We start from the raw sequence: 18682 nt of genomic DNA, 5'->3' as shown, positions 1-18682 counted from the left end.
GCGCCGGCTCAATGATTCCAGACAGGCAGCGCCTGGGATGGCGCCGTGCGGCGCGCCTCGGCCAACTGTGCAGAATGCGCTGCGCACTGCTGGAATATCTGCACGGCGATACGCCGGGCTTGCTGGCGGATCTCGGGAATCGCAGTGGATTCCCAGTCGCGGCCCCGGCACAGCGCGCCGAGCGTCCAGACGGCTTCCTCGCGGTTCACGCGTCCGCTCGCGTCGGTCAACAGGCCCAGTCCGAGCGGGCAGGCGGCACCGATGCCTTGGTCAATCAGTGACCGCACCAGTCCGTGCTGCGTATTGCGCACATCCATCTCCAGGCCGGTCGCCTGCAGCACCAGATCGAAGGGCTCAACGTGCGGCGTGGCGTGGTCGGGACCCTTCGTCCAGGCGAGGATCGGTCGGTTGCCGCGGCCCACGTGAAACGCCGTGATCCTGCCTGCGCGCGTCTGCACGCGGCGATCAGCCTGCAGTTCGACGATGCGCCGGCCCACCTGTGGCGGCATGCGGTGGCGGCCCAGCTCCCAGATGCCGCGCAGATGGCGCACGAAGCGCGCTTGATCGGCGGGCGACAACGACCGCCATAGCGACGCCGATACATGGCGGAGGCTGTCAATCACCGTGCGCCAGTCATCAGATTCGTCACATTGACGACGCACCAGCTCCGTCCAGCGGCGCAGGTTCGGGCGCTCGCGCAGGTCGTCGATCAGCTGCTCGATATCCTCGGCGGGCAGCTGCGCTTCCAGTGTGTGTGCGGCGGGCAGACGTCCGCGTCGCGAGAACAGGGTGACCCGGGTCTGCGGCCAGCGCTCGGTGACGCTGAGCGTGAGGTCAATGGCCGAGAGCCCGGAACCGATGACCAGCACTTTGCGAAGTTTTTCAAAAGGCAGCGTATTGCCGGAAAGCCATTGCCACGGATCGAGCACATAGCGGCCGGCGTCGATCAGCTCCTGCCGGGCTTGGGGCAGGGCGCGCGGCGGCAAGGCACCCACGGCGACGACCACGATATCTGCCTGTGACGGTGAACCGGCAGCGTCAGTCAGCGCGTACCCGCCATCCGGGTGTCGGGCAATGCGATCGATCTCGGTGCGCAGGCGCGAAACGCGGATGCCGCGGAACGCCGCGCCCTCGAGCGCACGCGAGACGCGCGCCTCGAGATAGTCGCCGTAGAGGCGGCGTGGCAGGAAGTCGCCGGCGCGCGCGTCCGGCAGGTGCTGGCGGGCAAATTCGAGGAATTCGGTCGGTTCGGCCGAATGCAGGCCCATCGCCGTGGCGCGCACGTTGAGCAGGTGCTCATCCACCGGCGTGCCATAGGCGACACCGCGACTGCCGCCGCGGAAACCCGAATACCAGTGCACCTCGGCCGGCGTTCCGACGCCGTGCTCCAGGAGTTCTGTGATGACGAAGGCGGCAGCTGCACCGCCGCCGACAATGGCGACCTTCATGCCCATGCGTGTGTTCCTTTCAGTGCCAGGTAGAGGCTCCTGTCCGCAGCGCTGCTCCGGACGGGGCGTACCAGACCATTTCCCGGGTTAAGACGGCGATAAAAATGACCGATCACTGAACTAACGTGGCATGAGATGCGGTTGTGTCCTTATACCGTTGCACCGCGTGCACAGTGTCGCCAATGCGGCTGATCTCTCGCCCCGGCGCGGGCAAAACGCGCACCGAGCGCGCGCCGTCGCACCCGGATCCGGCCGCCGATATCGGGAATTTGCGCAGCGGCGTCCAGGCGCGCAGCGCTGTCAAAGTGCGCCTTCGCGCGCGTTAATCGCTCCGCCGGTGGGGTCGCGAAGGTGCGACTGCGACCGCCGGCGACGCACCGCGGCGCGTCGCCGGCAACTACCGCCTTTTGGCAGTGGGGCGGGTAGACCGGAAGGCCGGGTGGTGCTCCTGCGGGAGGACGATCCGGCCTTCAGAACATCAGAGTGCCTTTACTAAAGTGCGGATGGATCACAGCGCCGATTGCGCCGGGTAGATCAGCCGTTCAATGGCCAGCGGCAGGTAGCGGCGCGCGAACACCGGGTGCAGGCGACGCAGCAGGTCGGTGACCCGGCGTGCATCGTCGTCGGTCGGTGTGTGGATGAAAACAAAGGCGCCGCCGCGCTTGGCCAACTTCATGTCGTCGTCGATATAGCCGGCTTCCGTGCCAACGGCGCGTGCCAGCTGGGCCTTGAGCCGATCGAGAAAGCCTGCATCGTCCTGCGTCTCCAGCTGGTTCACTACGAAACTGCCGGATGCGGCGCGGACTTCGTCGGGCGCAAACCCGTTTTCGATCAACACCCGCTCGGCTTCCTCGGCGTGTTCGAGGTTGTCAAAGCCCGCGACGATGTAGTTGCGCGGATAGAACAAGCCGAACGAGGAATCGTGTTCCTTGAAGAACTCCCAACGATGTTTCATGACGGTCACCTCCGAATGGCGACGGCCGATGGCCGTCTGGATGTCGTCGAGGCCAGTGCCGTGCGAGTGTGCGCGCATCGCGGTCTCGAAGAGGATTCATGTCGTTGTCGGCGTCGTCACCTCGCCAGGAAAGCCGCACGCTTCGAAAGACGGCCCGCGACGCGGGCGCAGCACGTGGCGGTTGCCGGCGGGCGGCTTGCTGGAAACGCCGGCGGCCGCATGTCTTCGTGCTAGTGCCTTTATACGCTTCCTGGCGTGGTTCACAACCACCGGCGTTTACTGCAACTGGGGCTGCTCGTCGCGGAATCTGGCGAACTCGTCATTGGAGAGCTTGCCGTCCGAGTTCTTGTCCAGTTGGGCAAAGCGCTGGTGCAGTTCGTGGTTCTGCGGCAGTTCCGTCTTGTCGACGTAGCCATCCTGGTTGCGGTCCAGTTGCGCGAACGTCGCGAGCGTATCGGCGCCTGTCGGCGGGTCCAGCGGCGGCACCGTCGGTAAGGCGGTTGCGATCACCGGCAGGCACACGATCAACCCTGCCGTGATTCGAAGTGTTCGCAGGCTCATGGCATCCTCCACCGTCGTGGTAGCACATCCACCACGACGCAGAAGCCATGCCAGCGTGATCCAGGCCACGTCGCGCGGCGCGCGAGGTGGCCCATGGCAGCAAGATTCATTGCATCACGCGGAAAAACGGCGCCGGTTGGTGCCGGCGCCGCGATGGCACGGTGCACGGCGTGCCCCTATGGCCGTGCTGATCGCACGACCTCGCCGTGTCAGCGTCGTTTCGGTGGTGCCTTGCCGCGTTCGCCGCGCGCGAAGCCCTTGTTGCCGGGGCGCTGGTCGGTCGGCCGGTCGCTGCGCGGTTTGCGCGGGAAGCGATCCCGCGCTTCGGGCTCTTCCGATGCACGTGTAATGCGCAGTTGCTGACCGGAGACCCAGACTTTCTTCAGATGCTTGAAGACATCGCCGGGCATGCCCTCGGGGAGGTCGACGAAACTGTGGTCGTCGCGGATGTCGATGCGACCGATATGCGCGCTGTCCAGGCCCGCCTCGTTGGCAATGGCTCCGACGATGTTGGCCGGTTTCACGCCGTGGGCGTGGCCGACCTCGATGCGGAATGTCTCCTTGCCTTCTTCCGAACCGCGCGGACGTTCGGCTCGGCTGCGCTCGCGCGGCGGTCGCTCCGCCGAGGGGCGTTCGCGCGGCGCGTCGACGTGATCACGCGTGGCCGCCGGCGTGGTTTCCAGGCGCTCGATCGTGTGCGGGGCGGGACGCTCGGCAGGCTCCGGTCGCGGTGCAGCGGCCGGAGCGGTGTTGAAGTGCGCGGGGCGCGGCGAACTGGCGTTGGATTCATCCCGCCGCGGTCGTTCCGGACGCCCCTCGCGCGGGCTGCGCGAATCGCGACTGCCACGGGCGTCGCGTTCCTGCCATTCGCCCTTCGTCTCGCGCCGGGCTGCCCACTTTTCCTGTTCGCTGCGTTGCGGCTTGCGGTCCGGGTCCAGCAGCAGCGGCGTTTCGCCCTGGACGATACGCGCCAGCGCCGCCGCGATCTCGTTCGCGGGCACGTTGTGCTCGCGCTCGTAGCTGTCGACCAGTTGCCGGTAGAGGTCGAGCGATTCGTCGGTCAGTGCATCGGTGATGCGCTGCTTGAAGCGCACGATGCGCTGGTCGTTCACTGCCTCGACCGTCGGCAGCACCATCGATTCGATCGGTTGGCGCGTGGCCCGCTCGATCGCCCTCAGCATGCCGCGCTCGCGCGGAGTGACGAAGAGAATCGCTTCGCCGCTGCGGCCGGCACGACCGGTGCGGCCGATGCGGTGCACGTAGGCTTCGGTGTCGTAGGGAATGTCGTAGTTCAGCACATGGCTGATGCGTTCGACGTCCAGGCCGCGCGCGGCGACGTCGGTGGCCACGAGGATGTCGAGCTGCCCATCCTTGAGCCGCTGGATCGTGCGCTCGCGCTGCTGCTGCGGGATATCGCCGTTGATGGCGGCGGCGGAAAGGCCGCGCGCGGCGAGTTTTTCGGCGAGCTCTTCGGTGGCCTGCTTGGTGCGCGCGAAGATAATCATCGCGTCGAAGGTCTCGGCCTCCAGGATGCGGGTGAGCGCATCGAGCTTGTGCAGTCCGCTCACGGCCCAGTAGCGCTGGCGGATGTTGGCCGCGGTCTGGGTCTTGCTCTTGATGGTGATCTCGACCGGGTCCTTCAGGTGCGTCTGCGCGATGCGACGGATCGGCGCCGGCATCGTGGCTGAGAACAGGGCAATCTGGCGGGTCGGCGGCGTCTTTTCGAGCACGGCCTCGACATCGTCGACGAACCCCATGCGCAGCATTTCGTCGGCTTCATCCAGGACCAGGCAGTCCAGCGCGGAAAGGTCGAGGGTGCCGCGGTTCATGTGGTCGATCACGCGGCCGGGGGTTCCCACCACGACATGCACGCCCCGGCGCAGTGCGCTCAGCTGCGGGCCATAGCCCTGGCCGCCGTAGATGGGAAGAATCTGGAACTGCGGCAGGTGAGCCGCATAGCGCTGGAACGCCTCGGCGACCTGGATGGCCAGCTCGCGAGTGGGGGTCAGAACCAGGGCCTGGGGGGTACGGCGGGCCGGATCAATGCGGGCCAGCACGGGCAGGGCGAAGGCGGCGGTCTTGCCGGTGCCGGTCTGGGCCTGGCCGAGCACGTCGCGGCCCTCCAGCAGGGGCGGAATGGTTGCGGCCTGGATGGGGGAGGGCGACTCATAGCCCACGTCATCAAGGGCGCGCAGGACCGTTTCGGGCAGGGCAAGGTCGCGGAAGGTCTGCGGAGCCGGCGTCGGGCTTTCGTTATCGTTCGTCATGGGCGGGCTCGTTGCTTGGTGGCCTATTGTCGCCGATGACGCGTCCGAATGCTTGGCGGGCCGCCGGGCGGGCCGGGCCGGGGGGCACCGCCGGCCGGGTGTGGTAGCAATAAATATATTCGTGCAAAAAATCCGTTGCGCTATAGTCGGCGGCCAGCTCGCCTGCGCCATGTCGGCGCCGGAGCCTTCATTCGCGGGGAAGCCCATGAAAGCGCTGTTTACGACGGATAGCACGGATGTCGTCGGCCAGATCGGCATGACGATGGCATCGATCGCCTATGCGCCCAACGAGTCGATGATCGCCAGCCTCCTGGCTGACAAGACCCTGGCGACCCAGGGGCGCTGGTCACTGGCCTGGTACGGCGTGGACGCGGGCAACCAGGTCTACGTGGCGCAGGACAGCGTCACCGGCCAGTACGCCATTGCGATCCGCGGCTCGGTGACCAATCCGCGCACCAAGGCCTTCTGGATCGACTGGTTCCGTCAGGATCTGTCCGTCTTCCGGCATGTGCCCTGGCCCTACGGCGGTGCGCCCGAGGGCGCCAAGGTGTCGCGCGGGTCCCTGCATGGCCTGGGCAGCCTGCTCTCGCTCAAGGACGCCAACGGCCTGGACCTGCCCGGATTCTTCCGCGCCAACGCGGACCGGCCGTTCCTCACCGCCGTCGTCGGGCACAGTCTCGGCGGTGCGCTCGCGACCATGCTGGCCGCCTATCTGCACCAGGAGTTCTCGCCGGGCCAGAACGTGCTCGATTTCTGGCCCGTGACCTTCGCCGGCCCCACGGCGGGCAATGCGGAATTCGCCCGCTGGCTCGAAACCCAGTTCGCAATGGGCAACAGCCGCTACTTCAACAGCAACGACATCGTGCCGCACGCCTGGCAGGACCTCACCTGGATCCGCCAGTCTTTCCCCGGCGGTCCGTCCTTTCCGTGGGAGCTGGTCCCCCTGCTCGACGGGATCGAGGAAGTGCTCAAGCTCGAGCGCGCTGACTACACGCAACCGGGGCCCGGCACGGCGTTGCTCAACCCCATCGAGCTGGGTGTGAGCTGGTACAGCGAAGCCGGCACGCAGCACGCCGGCACGACCTACCTGAGCCTTCTGGGCGCACCGCCGGTCAATAACGGCAGCAACTAGCCGTCGAACAGGCAGGCGCCTGGCGAGCGGCGTCTGGCCCGGCCAGACGCCGTCCGATCACGGCGAAGCGGCCTTCTTCGTCTCGGCCGGGCGCAGAGCCTCAGCCAGTTCGGCCTTGGCGGCATCGAAGTCCTCGCGGAACCCGGCGTCGCGCCGCAGCTCTGCGGCGATCAAGGTGCCTGCGATGGCTCCCGCGCTCACGTCGCTGGGATAGTGCACGCCGTTGACGATACGACCCCAGGCGTATTCATCGCCGCGGGAGAAGATCGCCGCGCGTTTTTCGGGGATCAGGTCCGCCAGCACGATCGCGTACATCCGCGCGATGGTGCCGTGACCACTGGGGTAGGTCGCTCCCTCGGGCCGGCTCGTCGGCTGGACCTGCGTGGAAGCGAGGAAAGGGCGCGGCCGTGCCCAGTGGTCCTTGGCTGGCGTCACGACCGCACTTACCGAGTTGGCGAGGCGTTCGAACAGGCGTGCCGTCCTGGGCAGCCGATCGGCCGTGAAGCCCTCGCCGATCACGTTGGCAAAACGGAAGATTGATACCTCGGCATCGGCCTTGGCCTGGGCCGCCAACGCCTCCGTGCGTCGTTCCTGCTCCGCCAGCACGGCGGCCAGGTCGTCCTTGCCGGCCTGGGATTCGACGGTGGGTGGCGGGGCGAGGAGGGTGGTCAGGTCCAGCCGACCCTTGAGGTCATAGGGCGGTTCGGCGGCCTGCACCGAGGCGACGAACGCGAACAGCATCAACCAGGCGAGTGCGGCGAAACGGGACAGCGGCATGGGCAGCCTTCGCAAACGGAAAACACGGATGTTCGCCGTGCTCGTCGCGTCAGGCAAGAGCCGCCACCAAGGGCGAATGGGCAGCACCGGCAGGGCCACGTACACTCGGCTACTTGTGCCCGGACCTGGCTGCCCGCGTGATCCTGTCGTCCCATCAAGCCCGCCTGCTCCACCTTTCCGCCCAGGGACTGCTCACGACGCCGCGCGGCCGCGTTACCCGTGGCCGGCTGGTCGAGGCGATCGCGCGCATGCAGCTGCTGCAGATCGATACCATCCATGTCGTCAACCGCAGTCCGTACCTGGTGCTGTTCTCGCGGCTCGGTGCCTATCCGCCCGGATGGCTCGACGACGCACTGGCGGCGGGCGAGATCTTTGAGACATGGGCGCACGAGGCCTGCTTCGCGGCGATGGCGGACTACCCGTTGCACCGCGACTTCCGCCCGGCGCGCGCCCATCACTGGGCCAACCGCATCGCCGAGCGCGTGCGCGCCTCGCACCGGCAGGAAACCGACGCGCTGCTGGCGCGGATCGCCGAAAAGGGCGCGGTCAAGACCGCCGAGTTCGAGCGCCAGGAAGGCAAGGGCGGTGGATGGTGGGGATGGAAGGCCGAGAAACGCTGGCTGGAAACGCTCTTCGCGCTCGGCGAACTGATGATCACCCGGCGCGACAACTTCCATCGCGTCTACGACATCAGTGCGCGGGTGCTGCAGAAAGCAAAGCAACCCGTCGACGGATCACCGCAGGATCCCGCTGTTATCAAGCGGGTGTGGATTGCCCGCAGCATCCAGGCACTGGGCGTGGCACCCGCGCGCTGGATCGCCGACTACTTCCGCCTTGGCCGCCAGATCACGGACGCTGAACTGGCGCCGCTGCTCGAATCCGGAGACATCTTTCCGGTGCAGGTGGAGGGCTGGAAGAAGCCTGGCTTTGTGCATGCCAGTCACCGCGAAACGGCGGAGCGTGCCGCCGAGGGCCGGCTCCGCGCGACACATACCTGCCTGCTGTCGCCGTTCGATCCGGTCGTGTGGGATCGCGACCGCGCGTCCGAATGGTTCGGGTTTGACTACCGCATCGAGTGCTACACACCGGAAGCGAAACGACGCTACGGCTACTTCGTGCTGCCGATCCTGCACCGGGGACGCCTGGTCGGCCGCCTCGATGCGAAGGCGCATCGGCGCGAGGGCGTGTTCGAAGTGAAGGCCCTGTTCCTGGAAGAAGGGGTTGAGCCGACCGATGCACTGGCGCAAGCCCTCGCGCCAGCCATCGATGCCTGCGCGCGCTGGCACCAGTCGCCGCGAGTACGCATCGAACGGACTGATCCACGCGCATTCGCGGCGCCTCTGAAACGGGCGCTTGCCGCCTTGGCTTCGGTTTGACGCGTCGTTCAGAACATCGCGCATTCTCCGCAAAAGTCAGAACAGATCGAACCGAAGCCCTTCACGTTCGTTGTCCCAGATGGTGTTCACCACCCACCAGCGAAAGCCGTCATGGAACAGCTGGATCGAATTCGCGCCGCGCTTGAGCACGATGCGTGAATCGGGCGACGGTCGCGCTTCGTAGCGGCTCCACACGTGCGCCACCTGCCCGAAGCGCTCGATCCGTTGGGCGATCTCCATTTCGTAGAAGTCGTTCGTCGCGAAGAATGGCGTGACGTTGGCGATGTAGTCCTCGGTACCGAACACCTGCGGTTCGATGCGCCCGTCGCCGTGCACCACGGTGCGCAGGCTGCGCGCCTCGGGGCGGTGGAAGAAGCGGAAGCGGTCCCAGTCGCGCGGCGCGCCGGCCGGCCCTGAAATGCAGGTGTAGATGGCGGGCACGAGTGTTTCGATCTGCTGTGCCTGTTGTTCCCATTCCTTTTGTGACATGCCTGTGTCCATGACCAAAACAGCCTGGAGCATTCACCCGATGTGCGGGACCGTTCCAGTGCGGGAAGTTGGGGACGCATCCGCGCAAAGCGCTGCTATCCTCGCAGCGGCTCCGGCAATGGGTGCCGGCAAGGGAGGCGGGGATGGCAACGATCCGTTCGGCGGCGCTCGTCGCGCTGATGCTGGTCACCGGCGTTGCGCACGCCGCGGAGGAAGGCAAGCTCGCGAAGACGCGGTTTGCAGGTACCTTGAGCGTCGGCGACCGCGAAGCCGGCGCCGTGCAGTTCGAACTGGCCTGCCACTCGGCCAAGGATGGGGCATTGAGCCTGAGTCTCATTATTCCCGCGCCGGACGCGATCACCGATTTTCCACTTCCGGAATTCGAAGGGCCCGAGGGTATCGGTGAAACGCGCGATAGCGCGCACTGGCGTGTCGACACACGCAAGGATGGCGCCACCCTCACCAGCAGCATTGGCGGCTGGTATGGCGTGGACGGCGACGGTTTCGTGCTGTCGCTGTCGGCGCCCAATCGCAAGGCGGCACCGCTCAGGGCGTTCGTGCAGGCGCTGGTCGCCGATGGCGCCAAGCGGCTGCACCTGCGCATCGATCCGCCCAAGGCCGGTGCCGCGCTGCAGGCCCAGGCCATGCTCGATGGCCAATCCAGCACCCTGCGCCAGACGGTCGAGCCGTGCGTGGCAGGTGGAAAGCGGTAAGGTGTTTCAGTCAACCGCTGGCGCCGCGACCCGGGTGTACTGCCATACCTCCTCGCGTGGCTTGCCTTTGATCATGCCCTCGATGCGCGCCGTCACATGCGTGGCATCAACGCGCCGGTAGATGATCCGTTGCGGAAAGTCGTGTGCCGGGTTTTCGAAGGTGTACTGGTCCGCGTCAGCGGATTTGAGCGGGAAGTCCGTCGGGCTGCCGCCGCCTGGTTGGGCGCTGTACACCAGTACCGCATCGCGCCGGTGGATGCGGATGAATTCGAAGAAGGGCTTGCCGTCCCCGGAACTGCGCGACATGCCGGTCATGAGGCCATCCGCTGGTGCCAGCCAGACTTCATCGGTGGTCCGCTTTCCGTCGATGGTCCGCCAATGGCCGGCGAGCCAGGCCGGGAAGTCGGCGGCGAATGCAGAGAGCGGAAGCAGCAGGCAGATCGGGAAAAAACGACGGTAATGGCGCATGCATGACCTCGCGGAAGTGTGTCAGCGGCTGCGGCCCGCAGAGGCGATGCGGCTGCCCCCCGGTGCCTGTTTTGACCTTGGCGTCGCTAGCGCGTAGCCTCGCGCGCCGGGGAATTCTATGCGCATTACCTTCGAACTCGAACCTGACGATATCGCCCGATTCCGCGCGGCGCTCGCGCGCGCCGAACGCCTGGCGGATTGCATGAGCGAATGCGACGTGCTGGACGCCGCCAAATCGGCGCTCAACGCCCTGCCGATCGGCGGCGCGCCGGGCTATGTGCAGCGCCGGCTGGTGGCCGTGCAGCACATGATCCTCATGCTCGAGGACGACCAATGGGGCCTGCCGCAGCCGGAGCGGACCGAGGTGGTGCGTACGCTGATCTATTTCGCCGATCCGGATGACCTGATTCCCGATGACATCGCGGTGATTGGTCTTTTGGACGACGCCATCATGCTCGAGCTGCTGCTGCGGCGCCTGCGTCACGTTCTCGACGCCTATGTCGATTTCTGCACGTTCCGGCGTTCGCAGGCTATTCCGGTCGCCGACGACCGTTGCGCCCGGGGAGCCGCGTTGGCGCGCAAGCGCGATGCGCTGCGCGAACGGATGCGGCGGCGAATGGCGCGCGGCCAATCGACTATCCCGCAACGCCCCTCGCCATGAACCCCTATGTTCTCGCCACCGCCCGCGTCGATGACGCGGCGCCGCTTTCCGATCTGATGCGGGCCACCTTCCTGGCGGCCTATTCCACCTGCAGCACGCCGGTAAATGTCGCCGCACATGTGGACCGGCTGTACAGGCCCGACGCGCAGGCGCGGGAACTGGCCTCGCCGGACTGGCACACCGTGCTGGCGATGTCCGGTACGGAACCTGCGGGTTTTGCACAATTGAATTTTGTCGAAAAGCCGCCCGTTGCCCTGGCGCCATGCGCCCAGCTGGCCCGGTTCTACCTGTTGCCGGCGCACCAGGGGAAGGGTTTGGCCCCGCTTCTGATGGAAGCGCTGCGGCACGTCGCGCGGGACCGCGGCTTCGACGCGTTGTGGTTGACCGTCTGGAAGCAGTCGCCGCGGGCGATCCGCTTCTACGAATCGCAGGGGTTCGTCCGTGTGGGCGAATGCGAATTTCGGATCGGCGACGACCCGCAGGCGGACTGGGTCATGCGTGCGCTGATCTAGTGGTCCGTAACACTTGATTCGGAAGTGACTGACTCGTTCTGGCCGCGCTGGAATTGCTCTTCATTCGGGCTGTAGCGCTGCTACAGCCGTCACTCCGAAGCGGCGCCCGGCACGACCAGCCCTTCGCCAGTCACTCCCGATTCCTCGGTTACAGGCCACTCGCAACCGGCCCGGGAACGGGGTGGCGCTGGCGCCGGCGCCCCGCCTGGCGGGACCCGCCCCGGTTCCCTGATGACGCCACCGCCGCCGGCCGGTACCATGCGCGGCCTCGAAACCACCGTGCGTGCCATGAACGCTGAAAAAGACAAAGTCGTCACGTTCCACTACACCCTGACCGATGCCGAGGGTGAGGTCCTGGACAATTCCCACGACCGCAAGACCCCGCTCTCCGTCCTGCTGGGGCACGGCAACATCATTCCGGGGCTGGAAAAGGCGCTGGAAGGCCGCGCGGCAGGCGACACCTTCAAGGTGACGGTCGAGCCGGACGAAGCCTATGGCTCGCGCAATGAAGACGCCACGCAGCGCGTGCCGAAGAAGTACTTCCAGAATGCCGCCAAGCTCAAGGCCGGCGACACGACGGTGCTGTCGCTCAAGAGCGGCGGCCACCAGATCGTGACCATCGTCAAGGTAGGCATGACGGCAGTCGATGTCGACCTGAACCACCCCCTGGCCGGGGAGACCCTGACCTTCGCCGTCGAGGTCACTGACGTGCGCGATGCCTCGGCCGAGGAACTGGAACACCGCCACGCCCACGGCGCCGGCGGACACCAGCACTGATCGCCTCGCCCCGGGTGCCCGGCTCCGGGCGCCCGCAGCGAGCGGGGCCGGTTGCCCTGCGGCTATGCTAGGCCTTCCGAGGACGGGAGGTGTGGCATGAGCCAGATTCGAGTAGTCGGTATCTGCGGCAGCCTGCGCAAGGGCTCGTACAACCGGGCGCTGCTGGAGGTGGCGCGTCAGGTCGTGCCGGAGGGAATGACCCTGGAGGTCGTCCCGATCGACGACCTGCCCCTGTACAACGGGGACGTCGAAGCCGCCGGGTTGCCCGAAGCGGTGCAGCGATTCAAGCAGCAGGTCCAGGCGGCCGACGCCGTACTGTTCGCGACGCCCGAGTACAACTATTCGATCCCCGGTGTGCTCAAGAACGCGATCGACTGGGGTTCCCGCCCCACGAGCGATAATTCGTTCCGCGACAAACCCATGGCCCTGATGGGGGCCAGCATGGGTCTGCTCGGCACGGCACGTTCCCAGTACCACCTGCGCCAGGTGGCCGTGTTCCTGGACATGCATGTGCTCAACAAACCGGAAGTCTTCGTCGGACAGGCGCAAAACAAGTTTGATGCCGAAGGCAACCTGACTGATACCGCCACGCGCGAGCATGTGCAGAAGCAGCTCGTGGCCCTGGCTGCGTGGACGCGACGTCTGCGCGGCGGCTGACGCGGATCGGAGCGGCTTGCTGACTGGCCGCCCGACCCCCTGAGATCCAAGGAACCTGCAGCAGATGCCGTTGTTACATTTGAGAAACGTGGATTTCAGCGTGGGCGGCCCGTTGCTGCTGGACCAGGTGGAGTTCGCCCTGGACGACAACGAGCGTGTCTGTATCGTCGGGCGAAATGGCGCCGGCAAGTCGACCTTGCTCAAGCTCATTGCCGGAGAGATCCGGCCCGATGACGGCGTCGTGCAGCTGAGCGGCGGCGTGCGCGTTGCGCGGTTGGCCCAGGAGGTGCCACAGGCCACGTCCGGGTCGGTGTTTGACGTCGTGGCAGCCGGTCTTGGGGAACTGGGGCAGTGGCTGGCCGAATACCACCACCTGAGCCACTCGCTCGAAGCCGGCGGCGATACGCGTGCCCTGGCCGACGTGCAGAGCCGGATCGAAAACGCCCACGGCTGGGACCTGGACCGCAAGGTCAGCGACGTGCTTGAACGCCTGGAATTGCCGGAAGAGGCCGAGTTCTCCGCACTCTCCGGTGGCATGAAACGCCGTGTGCTGCTCGCCCAGGCACTGGTGCAGAATCCGGACATCCTGCTGCTGGACGAGCCCACCAACCACCTGGATATCGAAGCCATCGCGTGGATGGAAGATTTCCTGCGGCAGTTTCGCGGCAGCATCGTTTTCGTCACCCACGACCGCAGCTTCCTGCGCGCACTGGCGACCCGCATCGTGGAGATCGACCGCGGCAAGCTGACCAGCTGGCCGGGTGACTACGACAACTATCTGCGTCGCCGCGAAGAGCGCCTGCACGCCGAAGCGCAGGAAAATGCGCGCTTCGACAAACTGCTCGCCCAGGAAGAGGTGTGGATCCGGCAGGGCATCAAGGCGCGGCGTACGCGCGATGAAGGCCGGGTGCGGCGTCTGAAGCAGATGCGCGTGGAACGTGCCGAGCGGCGCGAACTGGGCGGCACCGCGCGCATGGAGGTGGCAGACGCGGGCAAATCCGGCCGGCGCGTGGCGGAAGCAAAGGACGTCAGCTTCGCTCACGGCGAGAAGTGTATCGTCCGGGATTTTTCCACAACGATCCTGCGCGGCGATCGCATCGGCATCATCGGTCCCAACGGATCGGGAAAGACCACGCTGATCAACTTGTTGCTCGGGCAGCTGGCGCCGCAATCGGGCGAGATAAAGCTGGGCACGAACCTGGAAATCGCCTATTTCGACCAGCACCGCGTGCAGCTGCGCGATGACCTGAACGCCCTGGACAATGTCGCCGAGGGCCGCGAATACATCGAGCTCAATGGCTCGCGCAAGCACGTGCTAGGCTATCTGCAGGATTTCCTGTTCACGCCCGATCGCGCGCGCGCGCCGATCACGGCGCTCTCGGGCGGCGAACGCAATCGCCTGCTGCTGGCCAGGCTCTTCGCCAAGGCGTCGAATCTCCTGATCCTCGACGAACCCACCAACGATCTCGACGTCGAGACACTGGAGCTGCTCGAAGACCTCCTGGCCGACTACCCGGGCACCTTGCTGCTTGTCTCCCACGACCGTGCATTTCTCGACAACGTGGTCACCAGCACCCTGGTGCTCGAAGGCGAGGGGCGCGTGGCGGAGTACGTGGGCGGTTACAGCGACTGGCTGCGCCAGCGCCCGGTGCGTCGCAGTGCACCGGCGGCAACGCCGCGCAGCGCTGCACCGGAGCCTGCCCGCGAGGTCGCGCCTCCGCCGGCCGCCTCCGCCAGGCGCAAGCTCAGCTACAAGGACCAGCGCGAGCTGGAAGCGCTGCCGGCGCGCATCGAGGCACTCGAATCGCAGGTGTCGGAGCTGACGGCCGCCATGAACGATCCGGCGTTCTTTCGCCAGGACAGCGCCGCCATCCTGGCGGCAAACCAGCGCCTCTCCGCCACGCAGGGTGAGCTGGAAGCCGCCTACGCGCGCTGGGAGCAGCTCGAAGGCGGCTGATCGACCGCTACTGGTAACTCAGCGCCCTGACCGCGGGAATGCGCAGGGCGCGCCAGGCGGGCAGAAGGCTGGCTGCGAATGCGACTGCCACGGTGAGCACCAGCCAGCGTGCGAGGACGTCCAGCTCGGGCAGGATGGGCGCTGGTACGGCGAACATGGCGCGGCCGAAGGCCTCTGCCAGCGCCACGCTGACGGGGACTGACAGTGGAACCGACACCAGCCAGCCGAGCGCCCCGATCACCACGGTTTCGAGGACCACGACGGCGACGATGGCCCGGTGCCGCGCGCCAATGGCGCGAAGCACGCCGATCTCGCGCGTGCGCTCCAGGACGGCCAGGCTCATTGTCGAAGCCAGGCCCATGGCGCCGACGAGGATCATGATCCACCCCATAGCGCCGAGGAAATTGACCACCATGAGCAGGTGATCTTCGACGCTGCGTCGGTTTTCGCTTGCCAGTGCGCTGCTGTCGACCGGCATGCCGGCCTCGCCCAGGGCCTCGCGCAGCTGGCGCACCAGTTCCAGTTGCCGTCCGGATCCCTGCAGTTTCGTCGCCACGGCGACAACGGCGGCGCCTGCGTCGGCCGGCAGCGTTGCCAGTGCCGCACGCGGCGCATAGGCGATCGCCTGGGGACCGGCATCGACGATACCGGCGACTGTCCACTCCTGGTGCTGTCCTTCGATCTGCAGCGTGACGGTGGCACCAACCGCCAGACCGGGTTCGTCCCGTCGCAGTACCTCGCTGACGACCAGTCCGGTACGGTGCGTTTCATCGATCCAGCGCCCCTGGCGAAGCGTCGGCGCGATCATCGGCGTGTCGGCGCGCACGACCAGCAGCGGAAATCGGTTGCCGAGGCTGAGGTCCGGATGCGCGACGTAGGCACGGAATCGTCGCCAGGCTTCGACTTCTGTCGCGCCGGGTACGGCGCCCGCAACGGATTCGATAGCATCAAATGAGTGCGGTTGTGCCAGGCGCAGGGTGACTGCCTCGCGCTGGCGTGCGAACACGGCGTCGACCGAGTCGACAACAGACTGGCGCAGGTTGCCGGCAGCGATGAACACCGTGCCGCCGGCCGCCAGTGCACCGACGGTCAACCACATTCGCTGGCGCCGCCGGAACGCATTGGCAGCGGCGAGAATCACTGGCCTGCCCAGTCCGCCCGGAAGCCAGCGCCGGCGGCCGGGACGTTCCCGCGTGGTGCGGATGCCGACATCGCGCAACGACTCGGTGACCGGCCGGCGGCAATGGCGCACGACGGGAACCGCGGCCGCCAGCACCGGCGTCAGGACGGCGACGGCGACCTCCAGCAGGAATACCCATAGCGGTATGGCGTAGCCGCTGGTGGGAAAATTCAGCAGCTCGCCCTTGAACGCGGCATAGCGTTGTCCGAGTTGCGCCGCGACTGGAAGCGCGATAAGCGCCGCGCCCAGGCCCAGCCCCGCGGCCATGACCAGGTACAGCCGGGCGATCTGTGCAGGTTGCGCGCCAATGGTCTTCATCACGGCGATTTCGTGCGCCTGTCCCGCGAGCAGGCTCGCCATCAGGTTGACCACGAGAAACGCGCAAACGATGAGGCTCAACACCGCAAACGCGGCCTGTGTCATCAGCAGCGAATCCATCTGCGCGGCATGGATGTGTTGCCCCGGCACGGGCACGTCGATCGTGATGACGCGATAGCCGGCTGCCTCCAGGCGTTTGCGCAGGTCTGAGGCGATGGCGCGGACAGCACTGCGGTCGGCCCCGGCGTCGCCGACGCGAAACTGGATTTCGTTGAACTCAGCCGGAACACCGAGCTGGGCCAGTGTCTGAGCGGTGACATAGGCGTACACGAGGTGTTCCATCCATGCCGGTGCCTGGCTGACATCCCGCACGACGCCGGTGACGGGCAGGCTGACTGGCGCACCTTTTCCTACCGTGACGACCATCGGCTCGCCCAGCGTTGCACCGGAGAAGGCCAGGGCAGAACGCTCGATCACCACCTCGCCGGAGGCGGGCGGCCAGGCGCCGCTGTCCGGTGCGAGCTGGCCGATGCCGCGGCGATCAAATGCGTCATAGGCGTACAGGAGCGCCGCCTGCGTGCCGGCGCTGGTACGCACGGCAGCGCGTACAACCCGTCGCGCCCGCACTTCCGCTATCCCCGCCGTAGCGCGCGCCAATGCCAGCGCGCCGGCGTCGGCGCGGTCGACCTCCACGGTCCCTGAGACCGGCTGACTGGCGAGGAAGCCCCCGGCGGTAGCGCGCCGGACAATCGCCCAGGTATTGAGCAGCGTGCTCGCCGCCACCAGGCCGACGGCGATCGCGGCTACAACGATGAGCGAGCGTGCCTTGTGGTGCAACGCATCGCGTAGCACCTTGCGCCAGCGCGGATCAGGCAGCATGGCGCGTATCCCGGGTGTCTGCCAGACGTCCATCGGCCAGGTGGACAACGCGGGAAGCGCGCGCCATGGCCGTTGGTTCGTGCGTGACCATGGCGATGGTCAGTCCGTCGCGTACCAGACTTGCCAGAAGGTCCAGCAGGGCGTCCGCCGAGCGCGAATCCAGATTGCCCGTCGGTTCGTCGGCCAGCAGCAGCCGCGGGCCGTTGGCCAGCGCCCGTGCCACGGCGACTCGTTGCTGCTGGCCGCCCGAAAGCGTCGCCGGAAACTTGTCCGCCTGGTCCGCCACCCCCAGCCGCTGGAGCAGTTCCAGGGCGCGCGGGCGTCGTTCGGATGCGCGCCAGCGTCCACAGAAGTCCATCGGCAGCATCACGTTCTCCGCGGCGGTGAGGGTGGGCATCAATTGGAAAAACTGGAAGACAATGCCGACGTGATTGCCGCGCCAGCGCGACAGTGCGCGCTCCGACAGGCTGTGCACCGCGTGTCCGTCGACCATCACTTCGCCACGGCTTGGACGGTCCAGGCCGGCAATCAGGTTCAGCAGGGTGGATTTGCCGCTGCCGGACTGGCCGGCAATGGCGACGAACTCGCCGGCCCGGATCTCCAGGTCAACGTCCGACAGCGCCGGAAACGGCGCCGCGCCGCCCGCGTAGGTTTTGGAGACGCCGCGCAGATTGACCAGGGGCGAGGGCGATTCGAAGCGGTCTTGAGGCTGCATGCGCAGGGTCCTTCAGTCGATGAGGCACTGTAGGCGCGCCGTGCAGGCAACAGGCGACCATTGGACCCCGCGGATCGACCATTCGGCGAATCCTGTTTCGGGTGTTGCCGGGGAGGTACCGTTCGCAGTGCCCCAGCTGCGATTCGGCGAAATGCGCATGCTTCGCCGGGAAACCGGTGCAATCCTGCGGTCCCGCTTCGCTGCGAGTACCACCGTGAAGACGCTAGCCCTGCTGCTCTGCGCTGTCCTGATCCTGCCGATGCCCACCCTTGCCCAGCAGGTGGATGCCGTGACGCCGGCACCGGCCGCGGCAAGACAATTTGATTTCCTGATCGGCCAGTGGGATGTGGAGGTCACGCCCAAGGTGGGCGGCCTGGCCGCCATGATCCATGGCACGCCGCGACTGGTGGGTACCTGGAAAGCGTGGCGTGCGCTCGACGGTCTCGGTGTGCAGGATGAGCTTCGCATCGTCGACAGCGCCGGCAATCCACGGAACCTGACGCATACCCTGCGGCTGTATTCGGTTGCGCAGAGCCAGTGGACGCTGACAGGTGTCGAGGCCTACCGCGGGCGTTCGTTCGATGCGACCGCCGTATGGGCGCAGGACGCCATGACGGTGGCCGGCACCGGTGTGGATGGCGAGGGCAAGGCTTACCAGTCCAGAACGCGCTTTTTTGGCATCGGTACCGATCACTTCAACGTGCAGCAGGACCGCTCCTACGACAACGGCGCGAGCTGGGATGAAGCGGCCCTGACCATGGAGGCGCGACGCGTCAGCACCACGGCCTCGCGCTGACGATCACTGGCCACTGGCGTGCGGACCACGCGGGTGAAAAGGTA

Annotated in this window: 18 protein-coding genes; 9 read left to right on the top strand and 9 right to left on the bottom strand. The window is 66.7% G+C overall.

Annotated features, from left to right (window positions below):
- Positions 1–8 precede the first annotated feature (8 nt).
- The 4 genes from N4264_RS19235 to N4264_RS19220 all read right to left on the bottom strand — a co-directional run bounded on the left by N4264_RS19235 (position 9) and on the right by N4264_RS19220 (position 5231).
- A complete protein-coding gene (locus N4264_RS19235; protein WP_261693854.1) occupies positions 9–1454 on the bottom strand; it encodes an FAD/NAD(P)-binding protein in 1446 nt (481 codons plus the stop codon).
- Positions 1455–1956: 502 nt separating this feature from the next.
- Entirely contained in the window at positions 1957–2481 is a 525-nt protein-coding gene (locus N4264_RS19230; protein WP_261693853.1) for a hypothetical protein, read from the bottom strand.
- 198 nt (positions 2482–2679) lie between these two features.
- Positions 2680–2964, bottom strand: a complete 285-nt coding sequence (locus tag N4264_RS19225; protein ID WP_261693852.1) for an EF-hand domain-containing protein — start codon at positions 2962–2964, stop codon at positions 2680–2682.
- Positions 2965–3173: 209 nt separating this feature from the next.
- Entirely contained in the window at positions 3174–5231 is a 2058-nt protein-coding gene (locus N4264_RS19220) for a DEAD/DEAH box helicase (RefSeq protein WP_261693851.1), read from the bottom strand.
- A 205-nt stretch (positions 5232–5436) separates the two neighbouring features.
- On the opposite strand from N4264_RS19220, the gene N4264_RS19215 reads away from it, so the two are divergent.
- The gene (locus N4264_RS19215) at positions 5437–6363 is read left to right on the top strand and encodes a lipase family protein (RefSeq protein ID WP_261693850.1); all 927 of its coding nucleotides are present in this window, start codon (positions 5437–5439) and stop codon (positions 6361–6363) included.
- A 57-nt stretch (positions 6364–6420) separates the two neighbouring features.
- On the opposite strand, the gene N4264_RS19210 is transcribed toward N4264_RS19215, so the two are convergent.
- On the bottom strand, positions 6421–7140 hold the full coding sequence (locus tag N4264_RS19210) for an acid phosphatase (protein WP_261693849.1): 720 nt from the start codon (positions 7138–7140) through the stop codon (positions 6421–6423).
- Positions 7141–7277: 137 nt separating this feature from the next.
- On the opposite strand from N4264_RS19210, the gene N4264_RS19205 reads away from it, so the two are divergent.
- Positions 7278–8516 carry a winged helix-turn-helix domain-containing protein gene (locus N4264_RS19205; protein ID WP_343231966.1) on the top strand — a complete coding sequence of 413 codons (1239 nt, stop codon included), beginning with the start codon at positions 7278–7280 and terminating at the stop codon, positions 8514–8516.
- A 36-nt stretch (positions 8517–8552) separates the two neighbouring features.
- Here N4264_RS19205 and N4264_RS19200 read toward each other — a convergent pair whose 3' ends face one another.
- Positions 8553–9005 (bottom strand): hypothetical protein, encoded by a 453-nt coding sequence (locus tag N4264_RS19200; protein WP_261693848.1) that lies wholly within the window; start codon positions 9003–9005, stop codon positions 8553–8555.
- A 143-nt stretch (positions 9006–9148) separates the two neighbouring features.
- Here N4264_RS19200 and N4264_RS19195 point away from each other — a divergent pair, with 143 nt between their 5' ends.
- Entirely contained in the window at positions 9149–9718 is a 570-nt protein-coding gene (locus tag N4264_RS19195) for a hypothetical protein (protein WP_261693847.1), read from the top strand.
- A 6-nt stretch (positions 9719–9724) separates the two neighbouring features.
- On the opposite strand, the gene N4264_RS19190 is transcribed toward N4264_RS19195, so the two are convergent.
- Complete coding sequence (locus N4264_RS19190) at positions 9725–10186, bottom strand: DUF6265 family protein (protein WP_261693846.1); 462 nt, start codon at positions 10184–10186, stop codon at positions 9725–9727.
- Between the two features lie 118 nt (positions 10187–10304).
- Between N4264_RS19190 and N4264_RS19185 the strand changes: the two genes are divergently transcribed.
- From N4264_RS19185 to N4264_RS19165, 5 genes are all read left to right on the top strand, one after another.
- A complete protein-coding gene (locus N4264_RS19185; RefSeq protein WP_261693845.1) occupies positions 10305–10847 on the top strand; it encodes a DUF1232 domain-containing protein in 543 nt (180 codons plus the stop codon).
- Positions 10844–11359 carry a GNAT family N-acetyltransferase gene (locus N4264_RS19180; RefSeq protein ID WP_261693844.1) on the top strand — a complete coding sequence of 172 codons (516 nt, stop codon included), beginning with the start codon at positions 10844–10846 and terminating at the stop codon, positions 11357–11359. The genes N4264_RS19185 and N4264_RS19180 overlap by 4 nt, the downstream gene beginning before the upstream one ends.
- A 288-nt stretch (positions 11360–11647) precedes the next feature.
- Complete coding sequence (locus N4264_RS19175) at positions 11648–12136, top strand: FKBP-type peptidyl-prolyl cis-trans isomerase (protein ID WP_261693843.1); 489 nt, start codon at positions 11648–11650, stop codon at positions 12134–12136.
- A 96-nt stretch (positions 12137–12232) separates the two neighbouring features.
- The gene (locus N4264_RS19170; RefSeq protein ID WP_261693842.1) at positions 12233–12793 is read left to right on the top strand and encodes an NADPH-dependent FMN reductase; all 561 of its coding nucleotides are present in this window, start codon (positions 12233–12235) and stop codon (positions 12791–12793) included.
- Between the two features lie 64 nt (positions 12794–12857).
- Positions 12858–14750, top strand: coding sequence for an ATP-binding cassette domain-containing protein (locus N4264_RS19165; RefSeq protein WP_261693841.1), 1893 nt, complete (start codon positions 12858–12860; stop codon positions 14748–14750).
- A 7-nt stretch (positions 14751–14757) separates the two neighbouring features.
- Here the strand turns inward: N4264_RS19165 and N4264_RS19160 are convergent, their stop codons facing one another.
- Positions 14758–17127, bottom strand: a complete 2370-nt coding sequence (locus N4264_RS19160) for an ABC transporter permease (protein WP_261693840.1) — start codon at positions 17125–17127, stop codon at positions 14758–14760.
- Positions 17117–17842: an ABC transporter ATP-binding protein gene (locus N4264_RS19155; RefSeq protein ID WP_261693839.1), complete on the bottom strand. Its 726-nt coding sequence runs from the start codon at positions 17840–17842 to the stop codon at positions 17117–17119. Before N4264_RS19155 ends, N4264_RS19160 begins: the two co-directional genes overlap by 11 nt.
- 214 nt (positions 17843–18056) lie before the next feature.
- Here N4264_RS19155 and N4264_RS19150 point away from each other — a divergent pair, with 214 nt between their 5' ends.
- Entirely contained in the window at positions 18057–18638 is a 582-nt protein-coding gene (locus tag N4264_RS19150; protein ID WP_261693838.1) for a hypothetical protein, read from the top strand.
- Positions 18639–18682 lie beyond the last annotated feature (44 nt).

The organism is Tahibacter amnicola, assembly GCF_025398735.1.
GTDB classification, from domain to species: Bacteria; Pseudomonadota; Gammaproteobacteria; order Xanthomonadales; family Rhodanobacteraceae; genus Tahibacter; species Tahibacter amnicola.
The sequence above is the reverse complement of the archived record's forward strand: the minus strand, read 5'-3'. Positions and strand labels throughout refer to the sequence as shown.

Coding starts and splice junctions, on each gene's coding strand:
- N4264_RS19170 (WP_261693842.1), top strand. CDS start 12,233: ATGAGCCAGATTCGAGTAGTCGGTATCTGCGGCAGCCTGCGCAAGGGC.
- N4264_RS19165 (WP_261693841.1), top strand. CDS start 12,858: ATGCCGTTGTTACATTTGAGAAACGTGGATTTCAGCGTGGGCGGCCCG.
- N4264_RS19235 (WP_261693854.1), bottom strand. CDS start 1,454: ATGGGCATGAAGGTCGCCATTGTCGGCGGCGGTGCAGCTGCCGCCTTC.
- N4264_RS19225 (WP_261693852.1), bottom strand. CDS start 2,964: ATGAGCCTGCGAACACTTCGAATCACGGCAGGGTTGATCGTGTGCCTG.
- N4264_RS19215 (WP_261693850.1), top strand. CDS start 5,437: ATGAAAGCGCTGTTTACGACGGATAGCACGGATGTCGTCGGCCAGATC.
- N4264_RS19160 (WP_261693840.1), bottom strand. CDS start 17,127: ATGCTGCCTGATCCGCGCTGGCGCAAGGTGCTACGCGATGCGTTGCAC.
- N4264_RS19185 (WP_261693845.1), top strand. CDS start 10,305: ATGCGCATTACCTTCGAACTCGAACCTGACGATATCGCCCGATTCCGC.
- N4264_RS19180 (WP_261693844.1), top strand. CDS start 10,844: ATGAACCCCTATGTTCTCGCCACCGCCCGCGTCGATGACGCGGCGCCG.
- N4264_RS19220 (WP_261693851.1), bottom strand. CDS start 5,231: ATGACGAACGATAACGAAAGCCCGACGCCGGCTCCGCAGACCTTCCGC.
- N4264_RS19195 (WP_261693847.1), top strand. CDS start 9,149: ATGGCAACGATCCGTTCGGCGGCGCTCGTCGCGCTGATGCTGGTCACC.
- N4264_RS19175 (WP_261693843.1), top strand. CDS start 11,648: ATGAACGCTGAAAAAGACAAAGTCGTCACGTTCCACTACACCCTGACC.
- N4264_RS19190 (WP_261693846.1), bottom strand. CDS start 10,186: ATGCGCCATTACCGTCGTTTTTTCCCGATCTGCCTGCTGCTTCCGCTC.
- N4264_RS19210 (WP_261693849.1), bottom strand. CDS start 7,140: ATGCCGCTGTCCCGTTTCGCCGCACTCGCCTGGTTGATGCTGTTCGCG.
- N4264_RS19155 (WP_261693839.1), bottom strand. CDS start 17,842: ATGCAGCCTCAAGACCGCTTCGAATCGCCCTCGCCCCTGGTCAATCTG.
- N4264_RS19200 (WP_261693848.1), bottom strand. CDS start 9,005: ATGTCACAAAAGGAATGGGAACAACAGGCACAGCAGATCGAAACACTC.
- N4264_RS19230 (WP_261693853.1), bottom strand. CDS start 2,481: ATGCGCGCACACTCGCACGGCACTGGCCTCGACGACATCCAGACGGCC.